Raw genomic sequence first — 17934 nt, 5'->3', positions numbered from 1 at the left:
GCTATTGTGACATCAAAGCGCTGCCTTCGGGTGGCGCTTTTTGTTTGTCTGGCATTGTGTAGCGCCCTGTCGCAACACAAACATAAAAAAGCGAGAGGCTTTGCTCTCGCTTGCTTTGATTCTGTAAGGCCTGCTTTTCTGAGTGTCTGATAGACTCCAGGAGGGCGATGTATATATCGCCCATTTTTCCTAATTCCCCGTGCTCTGCAGAGTCGCCGGCTGTCGCAACAGCATGGCAATCCACTGACCGGGGCAGAACATACACTCAAGCTTGGTACCGGCGCGACCTTGCCGGGATCTTTTCTGCTTGGCTGATTACAGAGACTGCAACATTTCCATTGATGGAGCGAAGAAATACGCCCCGGTAACCGCAGATGTAAAGCGCAGCAGTTGGTCAGTTTTACCGTCAGTATGGCCGTACATGCTTTCCAGCATCGCTTTAAAGTTATGCTGAGTATTGCAGTAAGCAATGAACAACAGGCCATGGTCGCCGCTGACAGTGCCGTATGGCAGGCTGTGACGAACGATTTTCAGCCCTTTGCCTTCTTCTTTAATGTCAACACGGCCAACATGAGATGCTGCAGGAACGTTCTCCAGCTCTACAGAATCTGGTTTGGTACGGCCAATCACTTTTTCCTGAGCCTGAATATTCAGTCGATTCCAGGCTGGCAGGTTATGAACAAAGCGCTGCATCATCACATAACTGCCGCCCGCAAATTCGCCATCCTGAATCAGTGCCACATCAGCACGCGCTTCACGGGTTTTCGGATTTTCCGTACCGTCAATAAAGTCCGTCATATCACGGGCATCCAAGTATTTGAACCCGTAAGTTTCGTCCAGAATGTCCAGCTCTTCCGCTACCGGTTCCATGAACTTGCGTAGCAGGTAGAAATTAAGGTCATGACGACTAGAGTTAACGTGCAACAGAATATCACCGCCAGTTGCCGGAGCTGTAATCGCTCCCTCACCTAACGCAGTAAACTCATCAAACTGAGCCGGACAGCCTTTTTCCATCGTCAGCCAGAAAGGTTTACCGAATGCCACAGAGGCACGCAAATCCGCATGTTGCTGGCTATTGACACTCTCAACCAGATCATGAAGTTTCTGGCACTGCTCGACCACAGCGTGTCGGTCACCTTTAACATTCATGACCACATACAGTGCAAATGGACCGGCCTCTGGCAAAATTAGGGGTTGTGCAGTTGCCATATCTTTCTCCTGTTATTGCTCTCATTGCGCTTCGCGCTTTTCAGTCCGTTGATTATAACGCGTTTTCCATCACTATCGTTGATCATTGTCAGCGGTCGCAAAAATCCGTGTTCGCCTTTACATCTTTGATTAAGTTGTTGAAAATAATGAACACCATTAAGCACGTATTTGCATATTGTGAAATTCATCCCTTTTCTCTTCCTTTTATACAGTCTGATTGCCTGGCCATCCTTCGCGCTTGAATCTGTCACGTTGCAATTGCGCTGGCATCATCAGGCGCAGTTTGCCGGTTACTACATGGCACAGGTAAAAGGTTTTTACCGTGAAGCTGACATCAATGCCACGATAGTTCCCGGCGGAGAGGGAATTAATCCGCTCGAGCAGGTAATGAATAACCGGGCGGATTTTGGCGTTGGCAATACGGAGGTGCTGATCGGCTTCGGACAAGGCCAACCGGTTACCGCGCTGGCGGCCATTTACCAGCACTCACCGTCGATATTATTGGCCCGCTCCGATAGCCAGATTGATACCCTGACCGATCTGAAAGGCAAGCGGGTGATGATGTTTGCCGGCAGTACGGATGCCGAGTTGATCAGTTTGCTGACTGGCAACCAGATTCGCCTGAATGAGTTCGAGGCGGTGAATACCTCAGGGAATATTCAGGATCTGTTATCCGGCCGGGTCGACGTTTTCAACGGCTACCTGAATAATGAGCCCTACCTATTGAAGGAGTCAGGAGTCAAACCGGTGATCTTCCAGCCGGCTCAACATGGCATTGATTTTTACAGTGATATCCTGTTTACCCATCGACATACCGCAGAGCAGAAACCGGATCTGGCAGAGCGATTCCGAACAGCCAGTATCAAGGGCTGGTACTATGCACTGTCCCACCCGGAAGAAACACTGGATGTGATCGAATCACATTATCCGTCGCGAAAAACCCATGAGCATCTGGCCTACGAACTGGAAACATCACGCCCGATGATCCTGGCTGATTTGATCGAAATTGGCCATATGAATCCCCATCGCTGGCAAACCATTGCCGATCAGTTGAGTCGGCATGCCCTGATGCCACCAACAACAATCAATGCACAGTTCCTGTTTCACTACGACGCCCCTGACGCTGACAACCACCATCTGGCGATTGCTAACTCGGTATTTATCTTACTGGGCTTAGCGACGACTGCGGCTTTTCTTTACATCAAAAACGCCCGCCTCAAACGTGAAGTCAGTTTGCATAAACTGGCCAGAGAGCGGGCAAACCGTCAGGCACGCCGGGATCCATTGACCGGGGTTGCAAACCGGGTCGCGCTTCGGGAGATGTTGTGGGAAAGCATCTACAAGCCAAAGAATAAACAAGCTTATCCTGTATTACTGTTTATTGATCTGGATAACTTTAAAACGGTCAATGATACTTACGGCCATCAGGTAGGTGACATGGTGTTGCAGCAGTTTTGCCAGCGGGTGAAAGCTTTGCTGTCCGGAAGCGATGCTTTTTTTGCCCGGCTCGCAGGGGATGAATTTGTCGTTTTACTGCCCGACGCCCCCCACTCTGCGGCCGAGTCGCTGTCCCAACAGCTCAATCAACTGGCAACTGAACCCTTTCAGATGGGCAAGCAGTCAATACACATTGGCGCCAGTATCGGGGTCACCCGCTACCGGCAGGGAGACACACCAGATTACTTCTTATCCCGGGCTGATACCCAGATGTACAAAAACAAAAAACGCTCCCGACAGGAGCGCTCTTCTTCTGAGTTACCGATCTCTAACCAGTAAGGCAACTCAAATCATTTTTTTAGACCTACTTTTATACCTACGCATACACCCGCGCGGCCAATCTTTAACGCAAAAAGCAGGTGCAAAAAGTAGGCGTAAAAATAAAGCCAAATCGTCGTTTAGACTGATGTCACGGCAACTTGCAGCTTCAGTTGTTTTTCCCCTTCACTGTCTTGCCCTTCATACAAAATCGGGGTATCCAGTCCAGTGGAAAGGGTTGGAGCAATCAGGGTTCGCCAGCCGCCATCATCAAGTCGCTCCTGCACCTTAAAGGCGATCTTCACTTGTTCGGCGGAGACTTCTATCAATTCAGCACTCCCCACCAATTCGCGTTGATTCTGGCCAATTTCATCCAGTGTGCCAAAAAATACCGTTTCTTCACCTGGCAACAGCGACAGTGACGTATTCACCGACCGGGTCATACCTGCCCCAGTCAGCTCAAAATTAACATCCAGCAACCAGTCAGCCATGGCTAACGGGCTTAATAACGCACTAAACAGAACCAGGCCTTTACCCCAATCGTTCATGTTTGTTACCTCTCTATCGGCTTGTCGGCAAATGTGTTTCTGACCCGAGAACTTCTGAGTAAGTAACCGCCCAGCCATAGCGTCAGTAACAGGCTGATAGCTCGGGTCCAGCTGAACGCCCCGTGGGTCAGGATCAGCTGATGCATTTGCAACGCACAATCTGTGATATATGCCAGCAACAGGATGATTTTCCCCCGCTGCCAGATAAAATTAATGACTTTGTTGTTCTTATATCGGTGACCGGACAACCACATCAGCAACATTGCCGGGAGGCCGATCGCCATTGCCAGGTACAAGTTCTGTGGCAACGGATACAATGTTTCCAGAATCCGGGCTCCTTGCTGTCGACTGGCCCCTGCAATAATAAAAACCAGCCAGCCTTTTGCGCTGAAAAACAGAGTTAGCCATAACATGGCTGAAGGTTTCAGCAGCCCGTGACGGTCATAGGCTTCAATCGGGTATAACACCGTATTTCCCCAAACAATTACGATTTCAAATGGCGTTTCACATGCTAATGACTGACATGCCATTTGCTGACGTCATACCTTCTGATTCAGGCATGTCATTGACTTGCTACATGCGACTTACTCTATGCAATGGAGGCTGATGTGATCATTTTCAACACCAGCGCAGGTCAACGGTGTTTTCTGCTATATCTGACCGGTTTACTCAAGATAAGCCTTTATGATTATCGCACCAGCAGCCGTGGTAAATTCTGTGCTTTAACGCACTTTAAAACAGTTCAACTTGTAGCCAAGTTCACGTTTTTACGTTAAGTAACACACAAATTTCTAGTTTTATTACACAAGTCACATTGGGGATAATTATGCACCACCTCCCGGAAAACCCCTAATAATTCATTACTTTTCATTGCGTTAAAGATAAAAATAAAAATTCACACTTGGGCAAAATTCATTCACACAATGAAATATTTTTACGTGTTGTGTGATCACTTTTCATTGCCTATCGCATTAGCTTTCCCGCTGACGGAGGGTATAATTTGCCTCTGATAAATGATTCGACATTACACAACGACGGCAATCACTATGGCAGTCAAAAAACCACAGCAAACCCCATCTCCGGAAACCCAAACAGAAGCAATGCGCATTGCCCGCGCGACGCAAAAACCGGGGCAAACCAAGGAACAAACCAAACTGATTGCTCAGGGAATTCAACACGGTATAGAGCAGTACAAGAAGCAACAGAAAGCCAAGGCTCGAGAAAGAGATAAACTACGAAAGAAACAGTCCAAGGATAAGAACCCACTTAACGACCCGGCTACTTCTTACGACCACGACAATATCGCCCCACATGACCCATCATTGGCTACCCCGTCTCGCCAACAATGGCTTCCCTGGGTTCTTCTTGGCTTATCGTGGGTCGGGTTTCTGGCTTTCTACCTGCTGTAACCCATACAGAAGCTGCATTGGCGCTCAGCAAGACCGCCAACAGATATTGCGTTCATCCGAACTCAGACGACATACAAGGAATTCTGTCATGATAACAAGTCGATTACGCTTCTCCCGCTTTCCATTACTGACGGCTTTGAGCTTGGTACTCGCGGCGTGCAGCAGCACTGCTGCCCAACAGTCATCAGAAAATGACACGAGCACTCTCAATCACATCAAAATTGCTCAGCCGTGCGGCGACAAACCTAATTGCGTCTCCACACTTGATGCGCGTCAGGATTTTCAGCTTGCTCCGTTTACGCTGACGGAAAAAGGAGAAAAATACTGGAAAGCGGTCAAACGGGTCGCGACTCAGTTACCGGGAGCACGGATGGTTGAAGATAAACCGGACTATATCCGCATCGAGTGCACCAGCCGGGTCTTTAAGTTTGTGGATGATTTTGAGGTCCAGCGCGACGGCAACCAGCTCATTGTCCGCTCAGCATCCCGAGTCGGGTACTATGACTTCGGCGTCAATCGCGATCGCGCTGATCAGTTCCGAGAGTTATTAAAAGCGCAGGGTTATTTGCAATAACTTATTTGATAATAATTATCAGTTAGATCTATAATACTGGCTGGAATGACTCTTCTTGTTGGGGTGTCTTATGACCAAAGCCAGTTTTTTGCTGTTCTGTGTGATGGGCATCATCTGTATGGCACTGCTGCAACTTATTGATGCCAGTGTCGGTATACTGACGCCTGACCAGTATTTGCTGGAGTGGGGTGCCCTGGATGCTATCTGGATCAGCCTGCTCGCTTTAGCGGTATATGAAAATTTTCTGCACCGCGAATAATGCCGCCGACTCTTTTCAGGCTCAGGCTTAGCCTACAGCGAAGTACTAAGACAGGGCTGGAAAGACCAAAGGCTAAGAACGAAAAAGCCATGCCTCCTGACTACGGTCAGAAGACATGGCTTACGTTGGCTGATGCAATCACACCAGTCACCACCGACGCAACCGGTACTTAACTTTGCTTGTCTTTTCCTAACGACAGCAGACCAATGCAAATCACCGCAACGGCCAGAAAACCGCTCAAAATTATGACTGGCATCGCCGCATAACCCAGTGTGTGCCAGATTACCGATTCGAGTGTACTCATACGTTTCTCCTCCTCTACCGACGACTACTGCCAGCCTTCGATGCCTTTCATATCAGGCAGTTTGTGAGCAATCCCTTTATGACAGTCCACACAGGTTTTCTCTCCGGATGCCAACGCGGTAGAGTGCTGTTTCACACTGCGCGCGCCCTGCTCTGAGAAATCCATATACTCAAATTCATGGCAGTTGCGGCACTCTTTGGAATCGTTATTTTTCATCCGGTGCCATTCCCGGTTAGCCAAATGACCGCGCCTTTCCTGGAACTTTTCTTCCGTGTCAATCGTGCCTATCGCAAAGGCCACCAGCTCTTTCGATGCCTGTACCTTGCGCACAATTTTATCGGTCCAGTTATGCGGAACATGGCAATCAGAACAGATAGCCCTGACCCCGGAGCGGTTCGAGTAGTGAATCGTTTCCCGAATTTCTTTCACAATCGGCGCATGACACCCGGAGCAGAACTCTTCCGTATTCGTCGCTTCCATCCCGGTGTTAAATGCACCCCAGAACAGCAGGCCGCCCATAAAACCCATGAACAGGACCAGCCCGACCGCCACTTTACTTGGCGAGGTGAAGCGCCGCCAAAAGGATTTGATTATCTTCATTAATAGCCTCTTCTTTTCTATCCGGCTACTCGCGCAGCGCATCAACACGCTGGAAGTCATTGTCGACCAGTGGCTTCGCATCTGCCTGAGGCACATGGCACTGAAGACAGAAGTAACGCGATGGTGAGACATCAGACAGTACCTGCCCCTGACGAGGAGACTGGTAATGCGTCACACTGATTTTGGTCGCGCCCATGTCGTTGGCATTTTTCCAGCTGTGGCAGGCCAGACATTTATTGGCATTCAGAGAGACTTCATAGTTACGGATGGTATGCGGAATCAGCGGTGGCTGATAAACATAATCACTGTTAATGGTGCCCTGATCGCGAGGGTACCGTTTCATCGGATCAGCCGGACGAGTTTCTTCCAGGTTGGTGGCCCCGCGCAACGAAGACAGGCCACCTGTGCCGCCCGGATTATTCAGTGCTTCAGCACTGTGAACAACGCCGGTCAGCATCATACCGACTGCCAGAACTGCTAAGACTAATCGTTTCATTCTATTCTCCGCCTTAATGGCTAAATTCAGGTCGAGAGCAGGCTGCCTGCGTCAGGCAAACAGCCGCTGCTACATAGGTGACTTATCAGGCTTTAGAAATTTTGACCGGGCACTTCTTGAAGTCGGTCTGTTTCGATAACGGATCCGTTGCATCCAGAATCAGCTTGTTCACCAGAATTCGGGCATCAAAGAACGGAATGAAAACCAGCCCGACCGGTGGACGGTTACGACCACGGGTTTCAACGCGGCAGCGCACTTCACCCCGGCGAGACTGAACCAGTACCTCATCGCCACGACGCAAACCACGAGCCTGCGCATCATCCGGGTGGATGAAACACACCGCATCCGGCACCGCTTTGTACAGCTCAGGTACCCGACGGGTCATCGTTCCGGTATGCCAGTGCTCCAGTACACGGCCAGTACACAGCCACATGTCGTAGTCTTTATCCGGGGTTTCCGGTGCCGGCTCAAACGGTGCAAAAATGATATTCGCTTTACCGTCAGCGTTGCCGTAGAACTGATAGCCTTTACCTGCTGCAACGTACGGATCGGAACCTTCAATGAAACGCCACTGGGTTTCTTTGCCGTTCACGACCGGCCAGCGCAGACCGCGTACCTGATGGTAGGTATCATATGGTGCCAAATCGTGACCATGGCCGCGCCCAAACGAGGCGTATTCCTCAAACAACCCTTTTTGCAGGTAGAAACCCTGCGCCTGCGCATCATCATTCAGCGCCTGCGCTTCCGACAGCGGGAACTGGTCAATCTGGCCGTTGCGGAATAACACATCAAACAGCGTTTTACCACGGTACTGCGGTGCCTTTGCCAGCAGCGCGTCATCCCACACTTCTTCAACCTTGAAGCGCTTGGTAAATTCCATGATCTGCCACAGATCCGATTTAGCCTCACCCGGCGCTTTTACCTGCTGATACCAAACCTGAGTACGGCGTTCAGCATTGCCGTAAGCCCCTTCCTTCTCAACCCACATGGCGGTTGGCAGAATCAGGTCGGCAGCCTGCGCAGTCGCAGTCGGGTACGGGTCAGAGCAGACAATGAAGTTCTCTGGGTTACGGTAACCCGGCAGGCGCTCTTCATTGATATTCGGACCGGCCTGCATGTTGTTGTTACACATTACCCAGTAAGCATTCATTTTGCCGTCTTTCAGCATCCGGTCCTGCAAGACTGCGTGGTAACCCGGTTTTGGCGGAATCGTCCCTTCCGGTAATTTCCAGATTTTTTCAGCAATCGCGCGGTGCTTCGGATTGGCCACCACCATGTCTGCCGGCAGACGGTGAGAGAATGTTCCCACTTCACGAGCCGTACCACAGGCGGATGGCTGACCAGTCAGCGAAAACGGGCCACTCCCCGGTTGAGAAATTTTGCCAGTCAGCAGGTGGATGTTGTACACCAGGCTGTTCATCCACACCCCACGGGTGTGCTGGTTCATGCCCATGGTCCACAGCGACATCACCTTCACATTTGGATCGGCGTACTGCTTGGCCAGCTCGATCAGCTTATCCTGCGGGACACCGGACATTTCTGAGGCTTTCTCGACGGTGTATTCCGCCACCGATGCTTTGTATTCCTCAAAGCTCATCGGGTGCATCTTGCCCGAGTTGGCGTTCTTCGCTTTCACCTGCAGCGGGTGATCATCACGCAGGCCGTAGCCGATATCAGTGTCAGCACGTTTGAAATTGGTGTGCTTATTAACAAAGTCCCAGTTAACGGCATCATTTTCGATGATGTAATTGGCAATAAAGTTAGCAATCGCCAGATCCGTCTGCGGATGGAAGATCATGCCGTTATCTGCCAGCTCAAACGAACGGTGCTGGTAAGTGGACAGTACGTTCACCTTCACATGCGGATGGCTCAGACGACGATCCGTCACACGGGTCCACAATACTGGGTGCATCTCGGCCATGTTCGAGCCCCACAGCACAAAGGCATCGGCATTTTCAAAGTCGTCATAGCACCCCATCGGCTCATCGATACCGAACGTACGCATGAATGCCCCCACGGCGGATGCCATGCAGTGACGCGCATTCGGGTCAATATTGTTGGAGCGGAAACCGGCTTTCATCATTTTGGAGGCCGCATAGCCTTCCATAACCGTCCACTGGCCGGAGCCGAACATTCCCACCCCTGTCGGGCCCAGTTTGTTCAGCGCAGCCTTCCATTTCTCGGCCATGACGTCAAATGCCTGATCCCAGGACACCGGCTGAAAATCGCCGTCTTTGTGATATTTGCCGTCTTTCATGCGTAGCAAAGGGGTCTGCAAACGGTCGGTGCCGTACATGATTTTCGACAGGAAATAGCCTTTAATACAGTTCAGGCCACGGTTGACCGGAGCTTCAGGGTCCCCTTGAGTAGCCACAACCCGCCCGTTCTGCGTCCCCACCAGAACAGAACACCCGGTGCCACAAAAACGACAAGGCGCTTTATCCCATTTAATTTTGGTTTCGTCAGAACTAACAATTAAGTTAGTTGCTGAAGCCGGTAGCGAGATTCCCGCTACCGCTGCTGCTGAAGCAGCGGCGTTTGCTTTCACAAACGCACGTCTTGTCATTTTCATGAATCATCCTCAGATTGCGAATCAAAGTGTTCAATTTGGTGATACACTAAAAACGTCGTTAAAACGTGTTCTAAGTTATTGATTTTATCTATGGTGTCGGTCACGAAGCCCTGGTTTTCAGTTTCCAGAACCACAATGACTTTCCCTTCTTCACTGTCGCCGTAAATTTCCGCATTGGGCATGGCCGCGATTTGATCTTTCACGGAATCCAGAAAAGCCGGCTTCACATGCACGACCAGACTTGAGATATGGACTTCTTGTAGTGCCATGGCCTAACTCTCTTTGTTTTTAGGATTAACCACTGTGATCGCTGAGGTCGGGCAAACCGACACACACGCACCACACCCGGTACAATTGGTTGCCTCAAGTTCAGGCTGGGCCACGCCACCCGGTTGCAGCCGAAAACGGATTGCCTGGGTTTCACACATGTCGCCGCAACTGCGACATTCAACATGCTGATACGCCAGACACCCCTCTCCGATTTCCGCTACCATTGCCCATGCTGGCGTGGTTTGGGGATGAAACAGCGGTTCCGGACACACATCGGCGCAACGATAGCAAAACGTGCATTCTCCCCGTTTAAAATCGACTTCAGGAAAACCGCCGTCCCCGTGAATAATGATCTGCGTTTCACAGGCCGCGGCACACTTCCCGCATCGGGTGCAGCCGTCCGTGAAAATGTCGTCGTTAACCATCCAGGGTAAGCGTTGTTGCTCAGGTTTCGAGCGTCGGGTCAGTAAGCGGCGACGGGAGCGATCAAACATTGACTCATTCCTTTATGAAATATTATTAATAAACATAGCGCTTACCGACGGGCATACTCGCATCAGTACCGAATTCACCCGCTGAGTTGCTGCATTCGCAGCAAGCCTATTCACAAGCTGTCATTTTCTGACACCGCCAGTGTAAATTTAGTAATAAATGCTTAAATACCTAGTAAGGGTTAAATAGGGGGGGACTTTGTTTTGGATCAATAAAAGTCAACGACAGCTTTCACACTATTGACTGGCATTCTTGAGGCAGGCACCCCAAATATTCTCAAAAGGGATAAAACACAATGAGCATTCCCATTCTGCCGCAAGTCAGCGTACACTCAGTTCAGCCACCTTTCCGTCACTAATCCAATAAATAATAAGGAAGAATTGTGCAGAACCGGCCACTAAAGCCCGTGACGACCACCATCGCCCGATCCATGCTCGCCATCCTGTTGCTGTCGGTTGCCACTACCAGCTTCGCCCTTCTAACGCTGGCGTCGAGCCTGAATGATGCTGAAGCCATTAACGTTTCCGGATCACTGAGGATGCAGAGCTATCGCCTGGCCTATGATGTCGAAACGGAATCACCCGATTTACTCCTGCATGTTGAACAGTTTGAGCACTCGCTTCTGTCACCTTCCATGGCCGCTTTGTCACACTGGACCGTCCCGGACACCATTCAGTCCCATTACAGCAATTTGCTGCATCGCTGGCAGACACTTTATCCCTTGCTCCGGGATGGTGACGAGCAGGCTTACCTTCGCGAGGTTGCGCACTTTGTCGATCATATCGACGCATTTGTCCTCGAATTACAGGAATTTTCCACCATTAAACTCCAGGTCCTATCGATTGTCGGCGGCCTGGGGTTAAGCCTGATTCTGCTGGTTGCCCTGTTCACGATTCACTTCACTCAGCGCAAAATTGTCAGCCCACTCAAGCAGCTGGTGTTTGCCAGTGAACAAGTGAAAAACGGCCAGTTCACTCTGAACCTCAACCTGAAAAGTGATAATGAGTTGGGTCTGCTGGCTGGCACGTTTAACACCATGGCTTCAGAGCTGGGCAAGCTGTACCGCAACCTGGAAAAGAAAGTAGATGAAAAAACCCGCCGCCTGCGCCAAGCGAACGATTCACTGCAGGTGCTGTATAACTGCTCGCAGGAGCTGACCGAAAGCCGGCTGACCTCGAAGAACTTTGCCGCGATGCTAAAAACCTTGCTTCATATTGAGGGGCTGACCGCGACCAAACTGGTGATCGAGGAAGCCAGCGGTGCCAATACAGAAATCAGCGCCGGCACACCGACTGAAGGTCACTGGCACTATCAGGATTTGGAGCTCGACGGCCAGATTCTGGGACAGCTCTGGTGGCAATACACCCTGCCCTGTCCGGATCAGAGCCTGATCGACAACATCAGCCGCACCCTTGCGCGGGGCATTTATTACAATCGGGCCCAGAAACAGGCTGAGCAGTTACTGCTGATGGAAGAACGGGCCACTATCGCCCGCGAGCTGCATGACTCCCTGGCGCAGTCGCTGTCTTACCTGAAGATTCAGGTGACCCTGCTCAAGCGCCAGCTCAGCCAGGACGAAAAGGAACGGGCGATGGCGATCATCGGTGAAATTGACGCCGGCTTGTCGGGTGCCTACACCCAGCTGCGGGAACTGCTGAGCACTTTCCGGCTAACCATCAAAGAGGCCAACTTTGGTGAAGCTCTGGTCGAAATGCTCAAGCCGCTGGAAGATCAAAGCGATGCATTGCTGATCATCGATAATCAGCTGTCGTCGCTTAACCTTGATGCGCACCATCAAATCCATCTGCTGCAACTCATCCGTGAAGCGGTACTCAATGCCATCAAGCATGCCGCGGCAGACGAAATCATCATCACTTGCAGCCAAAATGAACACGATATTACTATCAGCGTCAAAGATGACGGGATTGGATTTGACCCGGCCAACGAAAAACTTAACCATTATGGTCTGGCGATCATGACAGAGCGGGCATCGCGCCTGCACGGTACACTGGATATAAACACGACCCAAGGCTCCGGGAGCGAGGTATTGCTTCGTTTTCAACTGGAGCCTCAAGGATAACGATATGGCAACCTGGAAAATAATGATTGTCGATGACCACCCGCTCATGCGCCGTGGTATCCATCAGCTACTGAGTTTTGAAAGCGATTTTGAGATTGTTGGTGAAGCCAGCAACGGGGCTGATGCGCTCCAACTCGCATCGGAAGCCGAGCCGGATCTGATCCTGCTGGATCTCAACATGAAAGGGATGTCAGGGCTCGATACCCTCAATGCCATGCGGGCTGAAGGTATTCAGTCTTGCATCGTGGTCCTGACCGTTTCTGACAGCAAAGCCGATATTCGAGCCCTGCTGAATGCCGGTGCTGACGGCTATCTGCTGAAAGATACCGAGCCGGATGAGCTGATCGATCTGCTAAAGCAAGCCCTGTGCGGTGGGAAAGCCTATAGCGAGCAGGTGCGGGAATACTTGGCAGACAACGATTCACAGGAGTCACTGCTTGATTCCCTGACCGACCGCGAGATGCAGATCCTGCAGGAAGTCGCCAAGGGGTTTCGCAACAAGCAGATCGCCGAGTCGCTGTTCATTTCTGAAGCCACGGTCAAGGTACACATGAAAAGCCTGCTCAAAAAGCTTCAGGTGAAATCACGCACTGCTGCGACGGTTCTGTACCTTGAGGCTCAAGGGCAGTAGAACCAGCAAGCGCTAATAAACGCAGCGAAAGAAAAACCGCAGACAAAGAAAAACCGCAATCGCGGTTTTTTCTTTTTGACGCTGTGTCAGTTAGTGGGACACCGATGCAATGATGTCCTTCTCCCGGGATTCCACCCACTGCAAATCAAACGGCCCCCAATCACAAAGCTGGTAGTAACCGTCATTATGACGTTTGCCGTCCTGAATAAAGGACAGCTCAATCCCAAACCCCGGCAAGGCTTTCAGTACGTCCTGAATAGTACGACGCGGCCAGCCGGTAATTTCAATTAACTTCGGCACATTAGGGCGATCAAGCTGCTCAACGAGCAGAGCGAGATACAGACGACGGGCAAAAACCGGATTCAGTTCCATTGAGACCTCCATAAGCTGATGGTTTTTTATTATTCCGTCTTCTGCTGAAGGGATGTTGCGTTTGATCAAGTTGCGGTAGGATTTCCAAGCACGTGCGATACGGTAGAGTGACGCATCTCGCAAAACTGCGGATTTAACGGGGAGATAAAAATGTTACCGCTTTGTAAATCAAATAACTAGGCACAACCCTCTCGGGTTGTGCCTGTGTTTTGATCATCCGGATAGGATTAGAACGTGTAACCGGCAGAAACCATAAATACCCATGGGTCGATATCGGTATCAATCGTTACGCGATCATTGCCGGCTTTAAAGCTTACGTCAGTATTGATATCGGCATACCATACTGATGCACCAACGAACCAGTTATCTTTCAGCTGGTAGTCAATACCTACGTTCGCTGCCAGTCCCCAAGAATCATCCAGTTTCAGATCCGACAGACCCAGCCCTTTCCCCTTACCGTTAAAATCTTCGTTAAAGAACGTGGTGTAGTTCAGGCCAGCACCCACGTAAGGACGGAACTTACTGGTGCTGTCCAGGAAGTAGTACTGAATCATCAGCGTTGGTGGCAGGTGCTCTACCTCAGCGATATCACCAACACCATTACCCAGTGATACGTCGTGTTTGAACGGGGTCGCAGCCAGCAGTTCAATACTGATATTGTCAGTCAGCATGTAGCCCACAGTCAGGCCAAGCTGAGTATTTGAGCTCACGCCAAATTCACCCAGACCCAGTACATCGTCACTGCTTTCATTCGGTACAACCGTCGCGGCACCAGCACGCACCAGGATGTCACCTTGTTTGTGAGCCAGCGCATAAGGGGCGGCAGAAAGGGTTGCGAACGCTGCTAAAGCACAAATTGTTTTTTTCATTATTATTGACTCCATTCCTTTTGAAACCCCAACAGGAAATTTATCGGGCTTGTCGTTTGAATGGTGCAGAATGTAACCACATTGAAACAGGCACGTATTGACTGAAATCAATTTAGAAAAATTAACACCAATAAATAACTTTTGATACAGATCAACAACTTAAAAACGATGGTATTTAATGGGCTACGAGTGTGCTTAAAATGGGCTTAAACCGCACAAAATATAAAAAACAGCTCACATTTCCTGGATTTACCTAACATCCTTTGCACTCTTAAATGAGGAACCGAAAAACATTTTTATCCTCACGAATTAATTGCCATCAGGTGCATATCAGAGAGGTGTTTGCCTCTTGCTCCACGGCATACAACCTCCTTCTGCCGATTCACTCGATGCACCGGCGTCAGACTCTCCCCTATACTGATCCCATTACCGTCAGGAATAATGTAAGAGGATACCGCCATGACCCCGGCATTTTGGTGCATTGTGATTGCGATCTTCATGAATTACCTGCTGGCGGGACTGGGTGGCTGGCTCACTACCCAGCAAACAGGCCGACTTGATATCCGCTATCCCCGCCTTCAGGCACAGTCTCTAACCGGAATGGCGGCTCGGGTAAACGCCGCGCAGGCCAACAGCTGGGAAATCCTGACTGTCTTTGCCTGCTCCGTATTCATTGCCCACCTGGCCGGTGTGCCAGCGTCCCAGTCAGCCCTGCCCGCCTACCTGTTTATCGCCTCACGCATCCTGTATTGCGCCTGCTATACCTTCAACCTGATCCCCTGGCGCACCGTGGTTTTTGTGGTCGGTATCTTTGCCTGTCTATGGCTGATAAAAATGGCGGCCAGCTATAGCGGTTAAGCCATTGCTAACCCCAGCCATTCTCGTTATAAAGAGGGACCAAATTCACAAAAAGTCAGTCAATCCACTATGAGTACCATCGCCTACGGCATTAAAAATTGCGACACCATTAAAAAAATGAAGAAATGGCTGGACGCAGAAAATATCGCATACCGTTTTCATGACTACCGCGTTGATGGCCTCGACCGCGACATGCTGGAAGCATTTGAAGCTGAACTCGGCTGGGAAGCCATGCTGAATAAGCGTGGCACGACTTTCCGCCAGCTCACAGAAGACCAGAAAGCCAACCTTAATCAGGAAACCGCGCTGGCGCTGATGCTGGAATACCCAGCGATGATCAAACGTCCGCTGCTGGTCCATAACGGCGGCTACCACCTTGGCTTTAAACCGGCCCAGTACCAAGAAATTTTCCAAACCAACTAATTAAGGATACAAGGATGTCAGATAGTCCGGTCATCGCGCTGGCCAAAGATTTAATCAGCCGCTCATCCGTTACCCCCGAAGATGCAGGTTGCCAGGATGTGATGATTGCCCGCCTGAAAGCACTAGGGTTCACCATCGAGCCTATGGTTTTCGAAGATACCACCAACCTGTGGGCACGCCGCGGTACAGAGGCACCACTGCTGGTGTTTGCTGGTCATACCGATGTAGTGCCAGCCGGTAACCTGAACCACTGGCATACGCCTCCTTTCGAGCCAACAATCATTGACGGTTACCTCCACGGCCGTGGGGCTGCCGATATGAAAGGCTCGCTCGCTTGTATGATAGTGGCAATTGAACGTTTTCTGGCGGAACACCCTGAACACACAGGCTCAATCGGCCTGTTGATCACATCTGACGAAGAAGGGCCGTTTATCAACGGTACCACGCGCGTCGTGGATACGCTGGAAGCGCGAAATGAGAAAATCGACATGTGTATCGTGGGTGAACCATCCAGTACCCATGCCGTGGGTGATGTCGTGAAAAACGGCCGCCGAGGCTCCATCACCGGTGATCTGATCATTAAAGGCACGCAAGGACATGTTGCCTATCCGCATCTTGCCGATAACCCGGTGCATCGTGCCATGCCGGCACTGGCTGAACTGGCAACAACCACTTGGGATAACGGCAACGAATTCTTCCCGCCGACCAGCTTCCAGATCGCGAACCTGGCGGCCGGTACCGGCGCATCCAATGTGATTCCGGGGGAATTCCACGTTCAGTTCAACTTCCGCTACAGCACCGAACTGACTGAAGAGGACATCAAGCGCAAGGTGCATTCCGTTCTGGATGCGCACGGCTTGGAGTATGAGATAACCTGGACGTTCAGCGGCCATCCGTTCCTGACCGATACAGGTACCCTGCTGGAAGCCGTTGTGGCAGCCATTGAAGAAGTGAACCACCAGAAACCTGAACTGTTGACTACCGGCGGAACCTCTGACGGTCGCTTTATCGCGCAAACTGGCGCACAGGTTATTGAGCTGGGTCCGGTAAACGCTACCATTCACAAGATCAACGAGTGCGTAAAAGTCGCAGATTTAGAGAAGCTGACCGATATGTATCAGAAGATCATGGAAAAAGTGCTTTAACACTATCATGTTAATTCACCCAACAACTGCCCGGCCGCACAGCGCCGGGCAACTGACCGGCCAGGACACCAGTCATCTGGTGGCCGTCGGTAACCAGTTTGTCCACCAGCAGATGGCGCCCGCACTGCGTGCCATGCAGCAGGCCGCACAGACCGCCGGGTTTGACCTTCGGCTGGCCAGCGCATTCCGCCCGTTTGAACGTCAGCTGCTGATCTGGAACAACAAGTTCAACGGCTTACGCCCGATACTCGACAGCCAAAGCCAGCCACTGGATCCGGCAACGCTGACGGATCTCGAAAAAATTCATGCCATTCTTCGCTGGTCAGCTCTGCCCGGAGGCAGCCGCCATCACTGGGGCACGGATGTTGATGTCTATGCCGCCAACTGCCTGCCGCAAGACACCGCATTGATGCTCGAGCCCTGGGAATACGAGCCCGGAGGCCACCAGGCTGAATTCAGTGAATGGCTGTGCCACAACATGCATTCATTTGGCTTTTACCTTCCTTACCGGGAAGAGCGCGACGGAGTGGCCTGTGAACCCTGGCACATCAGCTATTTTCCTGTCAGCCAGCATTTACTGGCACAACTGACTCCCGAGATGCTGAAAGCTGTGCTCAGTCACAGTGACATTGCCGGAAAGTCGCATATCCTGAAAAACCTTGATAATCTTTATATTAAGTACATAGAGAATATCTGCGAGGTGTAAATGGAATGGCTGCTCAACCCTTGGGTAATCACGCTGATTATTGTCAGTGTTCTGGTCAGCAACATCGCGGCTCTGAAGTACACGGCCAACATGAAGTTTGACTATAAGGACAAGGTCAAATACATGCAGGAAAAACACCAGCGTGAACAGGCCCAAAACAATGCGGAGCAAGACCCAAACGTTGCCGATCAAGCGACAGCACAAGAACAGCAAACAGAGCAACATAAAAACCCGTAAACTGACTTGCTCAAGAAGCAAATTTGCTTAATAAGCGCCTTGCTCAAACCGCACCCATAAAAAAAGCGAGAGTTAAACTCTCGCTTTTTTTTCTGATAACTCATCCCGCCACTGTTAGCAGGTCG

At 50.7% G+C, this 17934-nt stretch carries 22 protein-coding genes; 11 read left to right on the top strand and 11 right to left on the bottom strand.

Features of this window, described 5'->3' with window-relative positions; translation table 11 throughout:
- Positions 1-315: 315 nt before the first annotated feature.
- Complete coding sequence (locus PGW97_RS03975; protein ID WP_217391988.1) at positions 316-1209, bottom strand: Dyp-type peroxidase; 894 nt, start codon at positions 1207-1209, stop codon at positions 316-318.
- Between the two features lie 177 nt (positions 1210-1386).
- Between PGW97_RS03975 and PGW97_RS03970 the strand changes: the two genes are divergently transcribed.
- Positions 1387-2985 carry a GGDEF domain-containing protein gene (locus tag PGW97_RS03970; RefSeq protein WP_273858827.1) on the top strand — a complete coding sequence of 533 codons (1599 nt, stop codon included), beginning with the start codon at positions 1387-1389 and terminating at the stop codon, positions 2983-2985.
- Between the two features lie 119 nt (positions 2986-3104).
- Here the strand turns inward: PGW97_RS03970 and PGW97_RS03965 are convergent, their stop codons facing one another.
- Both PGW97_RS03965 and PGW97_RS03960 read right to left on the bottom strand, forming a co-directional pair.
- Positions 3105-3512, bottom strand: a complete 408-nt coding sequence (locus tag PGW97_RS03965; RefSeq protein WP_047883884.1) for a hypothetical protein — start codon at positions 3510-3512, stop codon at positions 3105-3107.
- A 5-nt stretch (positions 3513-3517) separates the two neighbouring features.
- Positions 3518-3979: a DUF2919 domain-containing protein gene (locus tag PGW97_RS03960; RefSeq protein WP_047883988.1), complete on the bottom strand. Its 462-nt coding sequence runs from the start codon at positions 3977-3979 to the stop codon at positions 3518-3520.
- Positions 3980-4558: 579 nt separating this feature from the next.
- On the opposite strand from PGW97_RS03960, the gene PGW97_RS03955 reads away from it, so the two are divergent.
- From PGW97_RS03955 to PGW97_RS03945, 3 genes are all read left to right on the top strand, one after another.
- Positions 4559-4921, top strand: coding sequence for a DUF2956 domain-containing protein (locus PGW97_RS03955; RefSeq protein ID WP_273858825.1), 363 nt, complete (start codon positions 4559-4561; stop codon positions 4919-4921).
- An 88-nt stretch (positions 4922-5009) separates the two neighbouring features.
- Entirely contained in the window at positions 5010-5495 is a 486-nt protein-coding gene (locus PGW97_RS03950; RefSeq protein ID WP_273858823.1) for a DUF1499 domain-containing protein, read from the top strand.
- Positions 5496-5565: 70 nt separating this feature from the next.
- Positions 5566-5754 carry a hypothetical protein gene (locus tag PGW97_RS03945; protein WP_217391982.1) on the top strand — a complete coding sequence of 63 codons (189 nt, stop codon included), beginning with the start codon at positions 5566-5568 and terminating at the stop codon, positions 5752-5754.
- Between the two features lie 169 nt (positions 5755-5923).
- Here PGW97_RS03945 and PGW97_RS03940 read toward each other — a convergent pair whose 3' ends face one another.
- The 6 genes from PGW97_RS03940 to napF form a co-directional block, all read right to left on the bottom strand.
- Complete coding sequence (locus PGW97_RS03940) at positions 5924-6058, bottom strand: TIGR02808 family protein (protein WP_084712460.1); 135 nt, start codon at positions 6056-6058, stop codon at positions 5924-5926.
- A gap of 24 nt (positions 6059-6082) precedes the next feature.
- Positions 6083-6658 (bottom strand): NapC/NirT family cytochrome c, encoded by a 576-nt coding sequence (locus PGW97_RS03935; RefSeq protein ID WP_047883886.1) that lies wholly within the window; start codon positions 6656-6658, stop codon positions 6083-6085.
- A 25-nt stretch (positions 6659-6683) separates the two neighbouring features.
- Positions 6684-7154 (bottom strand): nitrate reductase cytochrome c-type subunit, encoded by a 471-nt coding sequence (locus tag PGW97_RS03930; RefSeq protein WP_207103302.1) that lies wholly within the window; start codon positions 7152-7154, stop codon positions 6684-6686.
- An 85-nt stretch (positions 7155-7239) separates the two neighbouring features.
- Complete coding sequence (napA, locus tag PGW97_RS03925; RefSeq protein ID WP_047883888.1) at positions 7240-9726, bottom strand: periplasmic nitrate reductase subunit alpha; 2487 nt, start codon at positions 9724-9726, stop codon at positions 7240-7242.
- Positions 9723-9995: a chaperone NapD gene (locus PGW97_RS03920; protein WP_047883889.1), complete on the bottom strand. Its 273-nt coding sequence runs from the start codon at positions 9993-9995 to the stop codon at positions 9723-9725. The genes napA and PGW97_RS03920 overlap by 4 nt, the downstream gene beginning before the upstream one ends.
- A 3-nt stretch (positions 9996-9998) precedes the next feature.
- Positions 9999-10490 (bottom strand): ferredoxin-type protein NapF, encoded by a 492-nt coding sequence (napF, locus tag PGW97_RS03915; RefSeq protein WP_047883890.1) that lies wholly within the window; start codon positions 10488-10490, stop codon positions 9999-10001.
- 428 nt (positions 10491-10918) lie between these two features.
- On the opposite strand from napF, the gene narQ reads away from it, so the two are divergent.
- Positions 10919-12568 carry a nitrate/nitrite two-component system sensor histidine kinase NarQ gene (gene narQ, locus PGW97_RS03910; protein ID WP_254463027.1) on the top strand — a complete coding sequence of 550 codons (1650 nt, stop codon included), beginning with the start codon at positions 10919-10921 and terminating at the stop codon, positions 12566-12568.
- A gap of 4 nt (positions 12569-12572) precedes the next feature.
- Positions 12573-13199 (top strand): response regulator, encoded by a 627-nt coding sequence (locus PGW97_RS03905; RefSeq protein WP_273858817.1) that lies wholly within the window; start codon positions 12573-12575, stop codon positions 13197-13199.
- A gap of 90 nt (positions 13200-13289) precedes the next feature.
- Here the strand turns inward: PGW97_RS03905 and PGW97_RS03900 are convergent, their stop codons facing one another.
- Together PGW97_RS03900 and ompW are read right to left on the bottom strand one after the other, a co-directional pair.
- Positions 13290-13571: a winged helix-turn-helix domain-containing protein gene (locus PGW97_RS03900; protein ID WP_047883893.1), complete on the bottom strand. Its 282-nt coding sequence runs from the start codon at positions 13569-13571 to the stop codon at positions 13290-13292.
- A 227-nt stretch (positions 13572-13798) separates the two neighbouring features.
- Positions 13799-14440 carry an outer membrane protein OmpW gene (ompW, locus tag PGW97_RS03895; RefSeq protein ID WP_047883894.1) on the bottom strand — a complete coding sequence of 214 codons (642 nt, stop codon included), beginning with the start codon at positions 14438-14440 and terminating at the stop codon, positions 13799-13801.
- A gap of 459 nt (positions 14441-14899) precedes the next feature.
- Between ompW and PGW97_RS03890 the strand changes: the two genes are divergently transcribed.
- The 5 genes from PGW97_RS03890 to PGW97_RS03870 all read left to right on the top strand — a co-directional run bounded on the left by PGW97_RS03890 (position 14900) and on the right by PGW97_RS03870 (position 17809).
- Complete coding sequence (locus PGW97_RS03890) at positions 14900-15298, top strand: MAPEG family protein (RefSeq protein WP_047883895.1); 399 nt, start codon at positions 14900-14902, stop codon at positions 15296-15298.
- Between the two features lie 69 nt (positions 15299-15367).
- A complete protein-coding gene (locus PGW97_RS03885; RefSeq protein ID WP_217391975.1) occupies positions 15368-15721 on the top strand; it encodes an ArsC family reductase in 354 nt (117 codons plus the stop codon).
- A 14-nt stretch (positions 15722-15735) separates the two neighbouring features.
- Entirely contained in the window at positions 15736-16866 is a 1131-nt protein-coding gene (gene dapE, locus PGW97_RS03880) for a succinyl-diaminopimelate desuccinylase (protein ID WP_217391974.1), read from the top strand.
- A 7-nt stretch (positions 16867-16873) separates the two neighbouring features.
- Positions 16874-17572 carry a M15 family metallopeptidase gene (locus PGW97_RS03875; protein ID WP_273858813.1) on the top strand — a complete coding sequence of 233 codons (699 nt, stop codon included), beginning with the start codon at positions 16874-16876 and terminating at the stop codon, positions 17570-17572.
- Positions 17573-17809 (top strand): DUF2897 family protein, encoded by a 237-nt coding sequence (locus PGW97_RS03870; RefSeq protein ID WP_047883899.1) that lies wholly within the window; start codon positions 17573-17575, stop codon positions 17807-17809. It begins immediately after the preceding gene.
- Positions 17810-17934: the final 125 nt, after the last annotated feature.

The organism is Photobacterium sp. GSS17 (assembly GCF_028621875.1).
Classification (GTDB): domain Bacteria; phylum Pseudomonadota; class Gammaproteobacteria; order Enterobacterales; family Vibrionaceae; genus Photobacterium; species Photobacterium ganghwense.
Note: the sequence above shows the minus strand (reverse complement) of the source record. Positions and strands in the feature narration are given on the sequence as shown.

What these genes read in the sequence shown, in the direction of transcription:
- PGW97_RS03975 (WP_217391988.1), bottom strand. Translation starts at nt 1,209, where the DNA reads ATGGCAACTGCACAACCCCTAATTTTGCCAGAGGCCGGTCCATTTGCA.
- PGW97_RS03965 (WP_047883884.1), bottom strand. Translation starts at nt 3,512, where the DNA reads ATGAACGATTGGGGTAAAGGCCTGGTTCTGTTTAGTGCGTTATTAAGC.
- PGW97_RS03955 (WP_273858825.1), top strand. Translation starts at nt 4,559, where the DNA reads ATGGCAGTCAAAAAACCACAGCAAACCCCATCTCCGGAAACCCAAACA.
- PGW97_RS03950 (WP_273858823.1), top strand. Translation starts at nt 5,010, where the DNA reads ATGATAACAAGTCGATTACGCTTCTCCCGCTTTCCATTACTGACGGCT.
- PGW97_RS03945 (WP_217391982.1), top strand. Translation starts at nt 5,566, where the DNA reads ATGACCAAAGCCAGTTTTTTGCTGTTCTGTGTGATGGGCATCATCTGT.
- PGW97_RS03940 (WP_084712460.1), bottom strand. Translation starts at nt 6,058, where the DNA reads ATGAGTACACTCGAATCGGTAATCTGGCACACACTGGGTTATGCGGCG.
- PGW97_RS03935 (WP_047883886.1), bottom strand. Translation starts at nt 6,658, where the DNA reads ATGAAGATAATCAAATCCTTTTGGCGGCGCTTCACCTCGCCAAGTAAA.
- PGW97_RS03930 (WP_207103302.1), bottom strand. Translation starts at nt 7,154, where the DNA reads ATGAAACGATTAGTCTTAGCAGTTCTGGCAGTCGGTATGATGCTGACC.
- napA (WP_047883888.1), bottom strand. Translation starts at nt 9,726, where the DNA reads ATGAAAATGACAAGACGTGCGTTTGTGAAAGCAAACGCCGCTGCTTCA.
- PGW97_RS03920 (WP_047883889.1), bottom strand. Translation starts at nt 9,995, where the DNA reads ATGGCACTACAAGAAGTCCATATCTCAAGTCTGGTCGTGCATGTGAAG.
- napF (WP_047883890.1), bottom strand. Translation starts at nt 10,490, where the DNA reads ATGTTTGATCGCTCCCGTCGCCGCTTACTGACCCGACGCTCGAAACCT.
- narQ (WP_254463027.1), top strand. Translation starts at nt 10,919, where the DNA reads ATGCTCGCCATCCTGTTGCTGTCGGTTGCCACTACCAGCTTCGCCCTT.
- PGW97_RS03905 (WP_273858817.1), top strand. Translation starts at nt 12,573, where the DNA reads ATGGCAACCTGGAAAATAATGATTGTCGATGACCACCCGCTCATGCGC.
- PGW97_RS03900 (WP_047883893.1), bottom strand. Translation starts at nt 13,571, where the DNA reads ATGGAACTGAATCCGGTTTTTGCCCGTCGTCTGTATCTCGCTCTGCTC.
- ompW (WP_047883894.1), bottom strand. Translation starts at nt 14,440, where the DNA reads ATGAAAAAAACAATTTGTGCTTTAGCAGCGTTCGCAACCCTTTCTGCC.
- PGW97_RS03890 (WP_047883895.1), top strand. Translation starts at nt 14,900, where the DNA reads ATGACCCCGGCATTTTGGTGCATTGTGATTGCGATCTTCATGAATTAC.
- PGW97_RS03885 (WP_217391975.1), top strand. Translation starts at nt 15,368, where the DNA reads ATGAGTACCATCGCCTACGGCATTAAAAATTGCGACACCATTAAAAAA.
- dapE (WP_217391974.1), top strand. Translation starts at nt 15,736, where the DNA reads ATGTCAGATAGTCCGGTCATCGCGCTGGCCAAAGATTTAATCAGCCGC.
- PGW97_RS03875 (WP_273858813.1), top strand. Translation starts at nt 16,874, where the DNA reads ATGTTAATTCACCCAACAACTGCCCGGCCGCACAGCGCCGGGCAACTG.
- PGW97_RS03870 (WP_047883899.1), top strand. Translation starts at nt 17,573, where the DNA reads ATGGAATGGCTGCTCAACCCTTGGGTAATCACGCTGATTATTGTCAGT.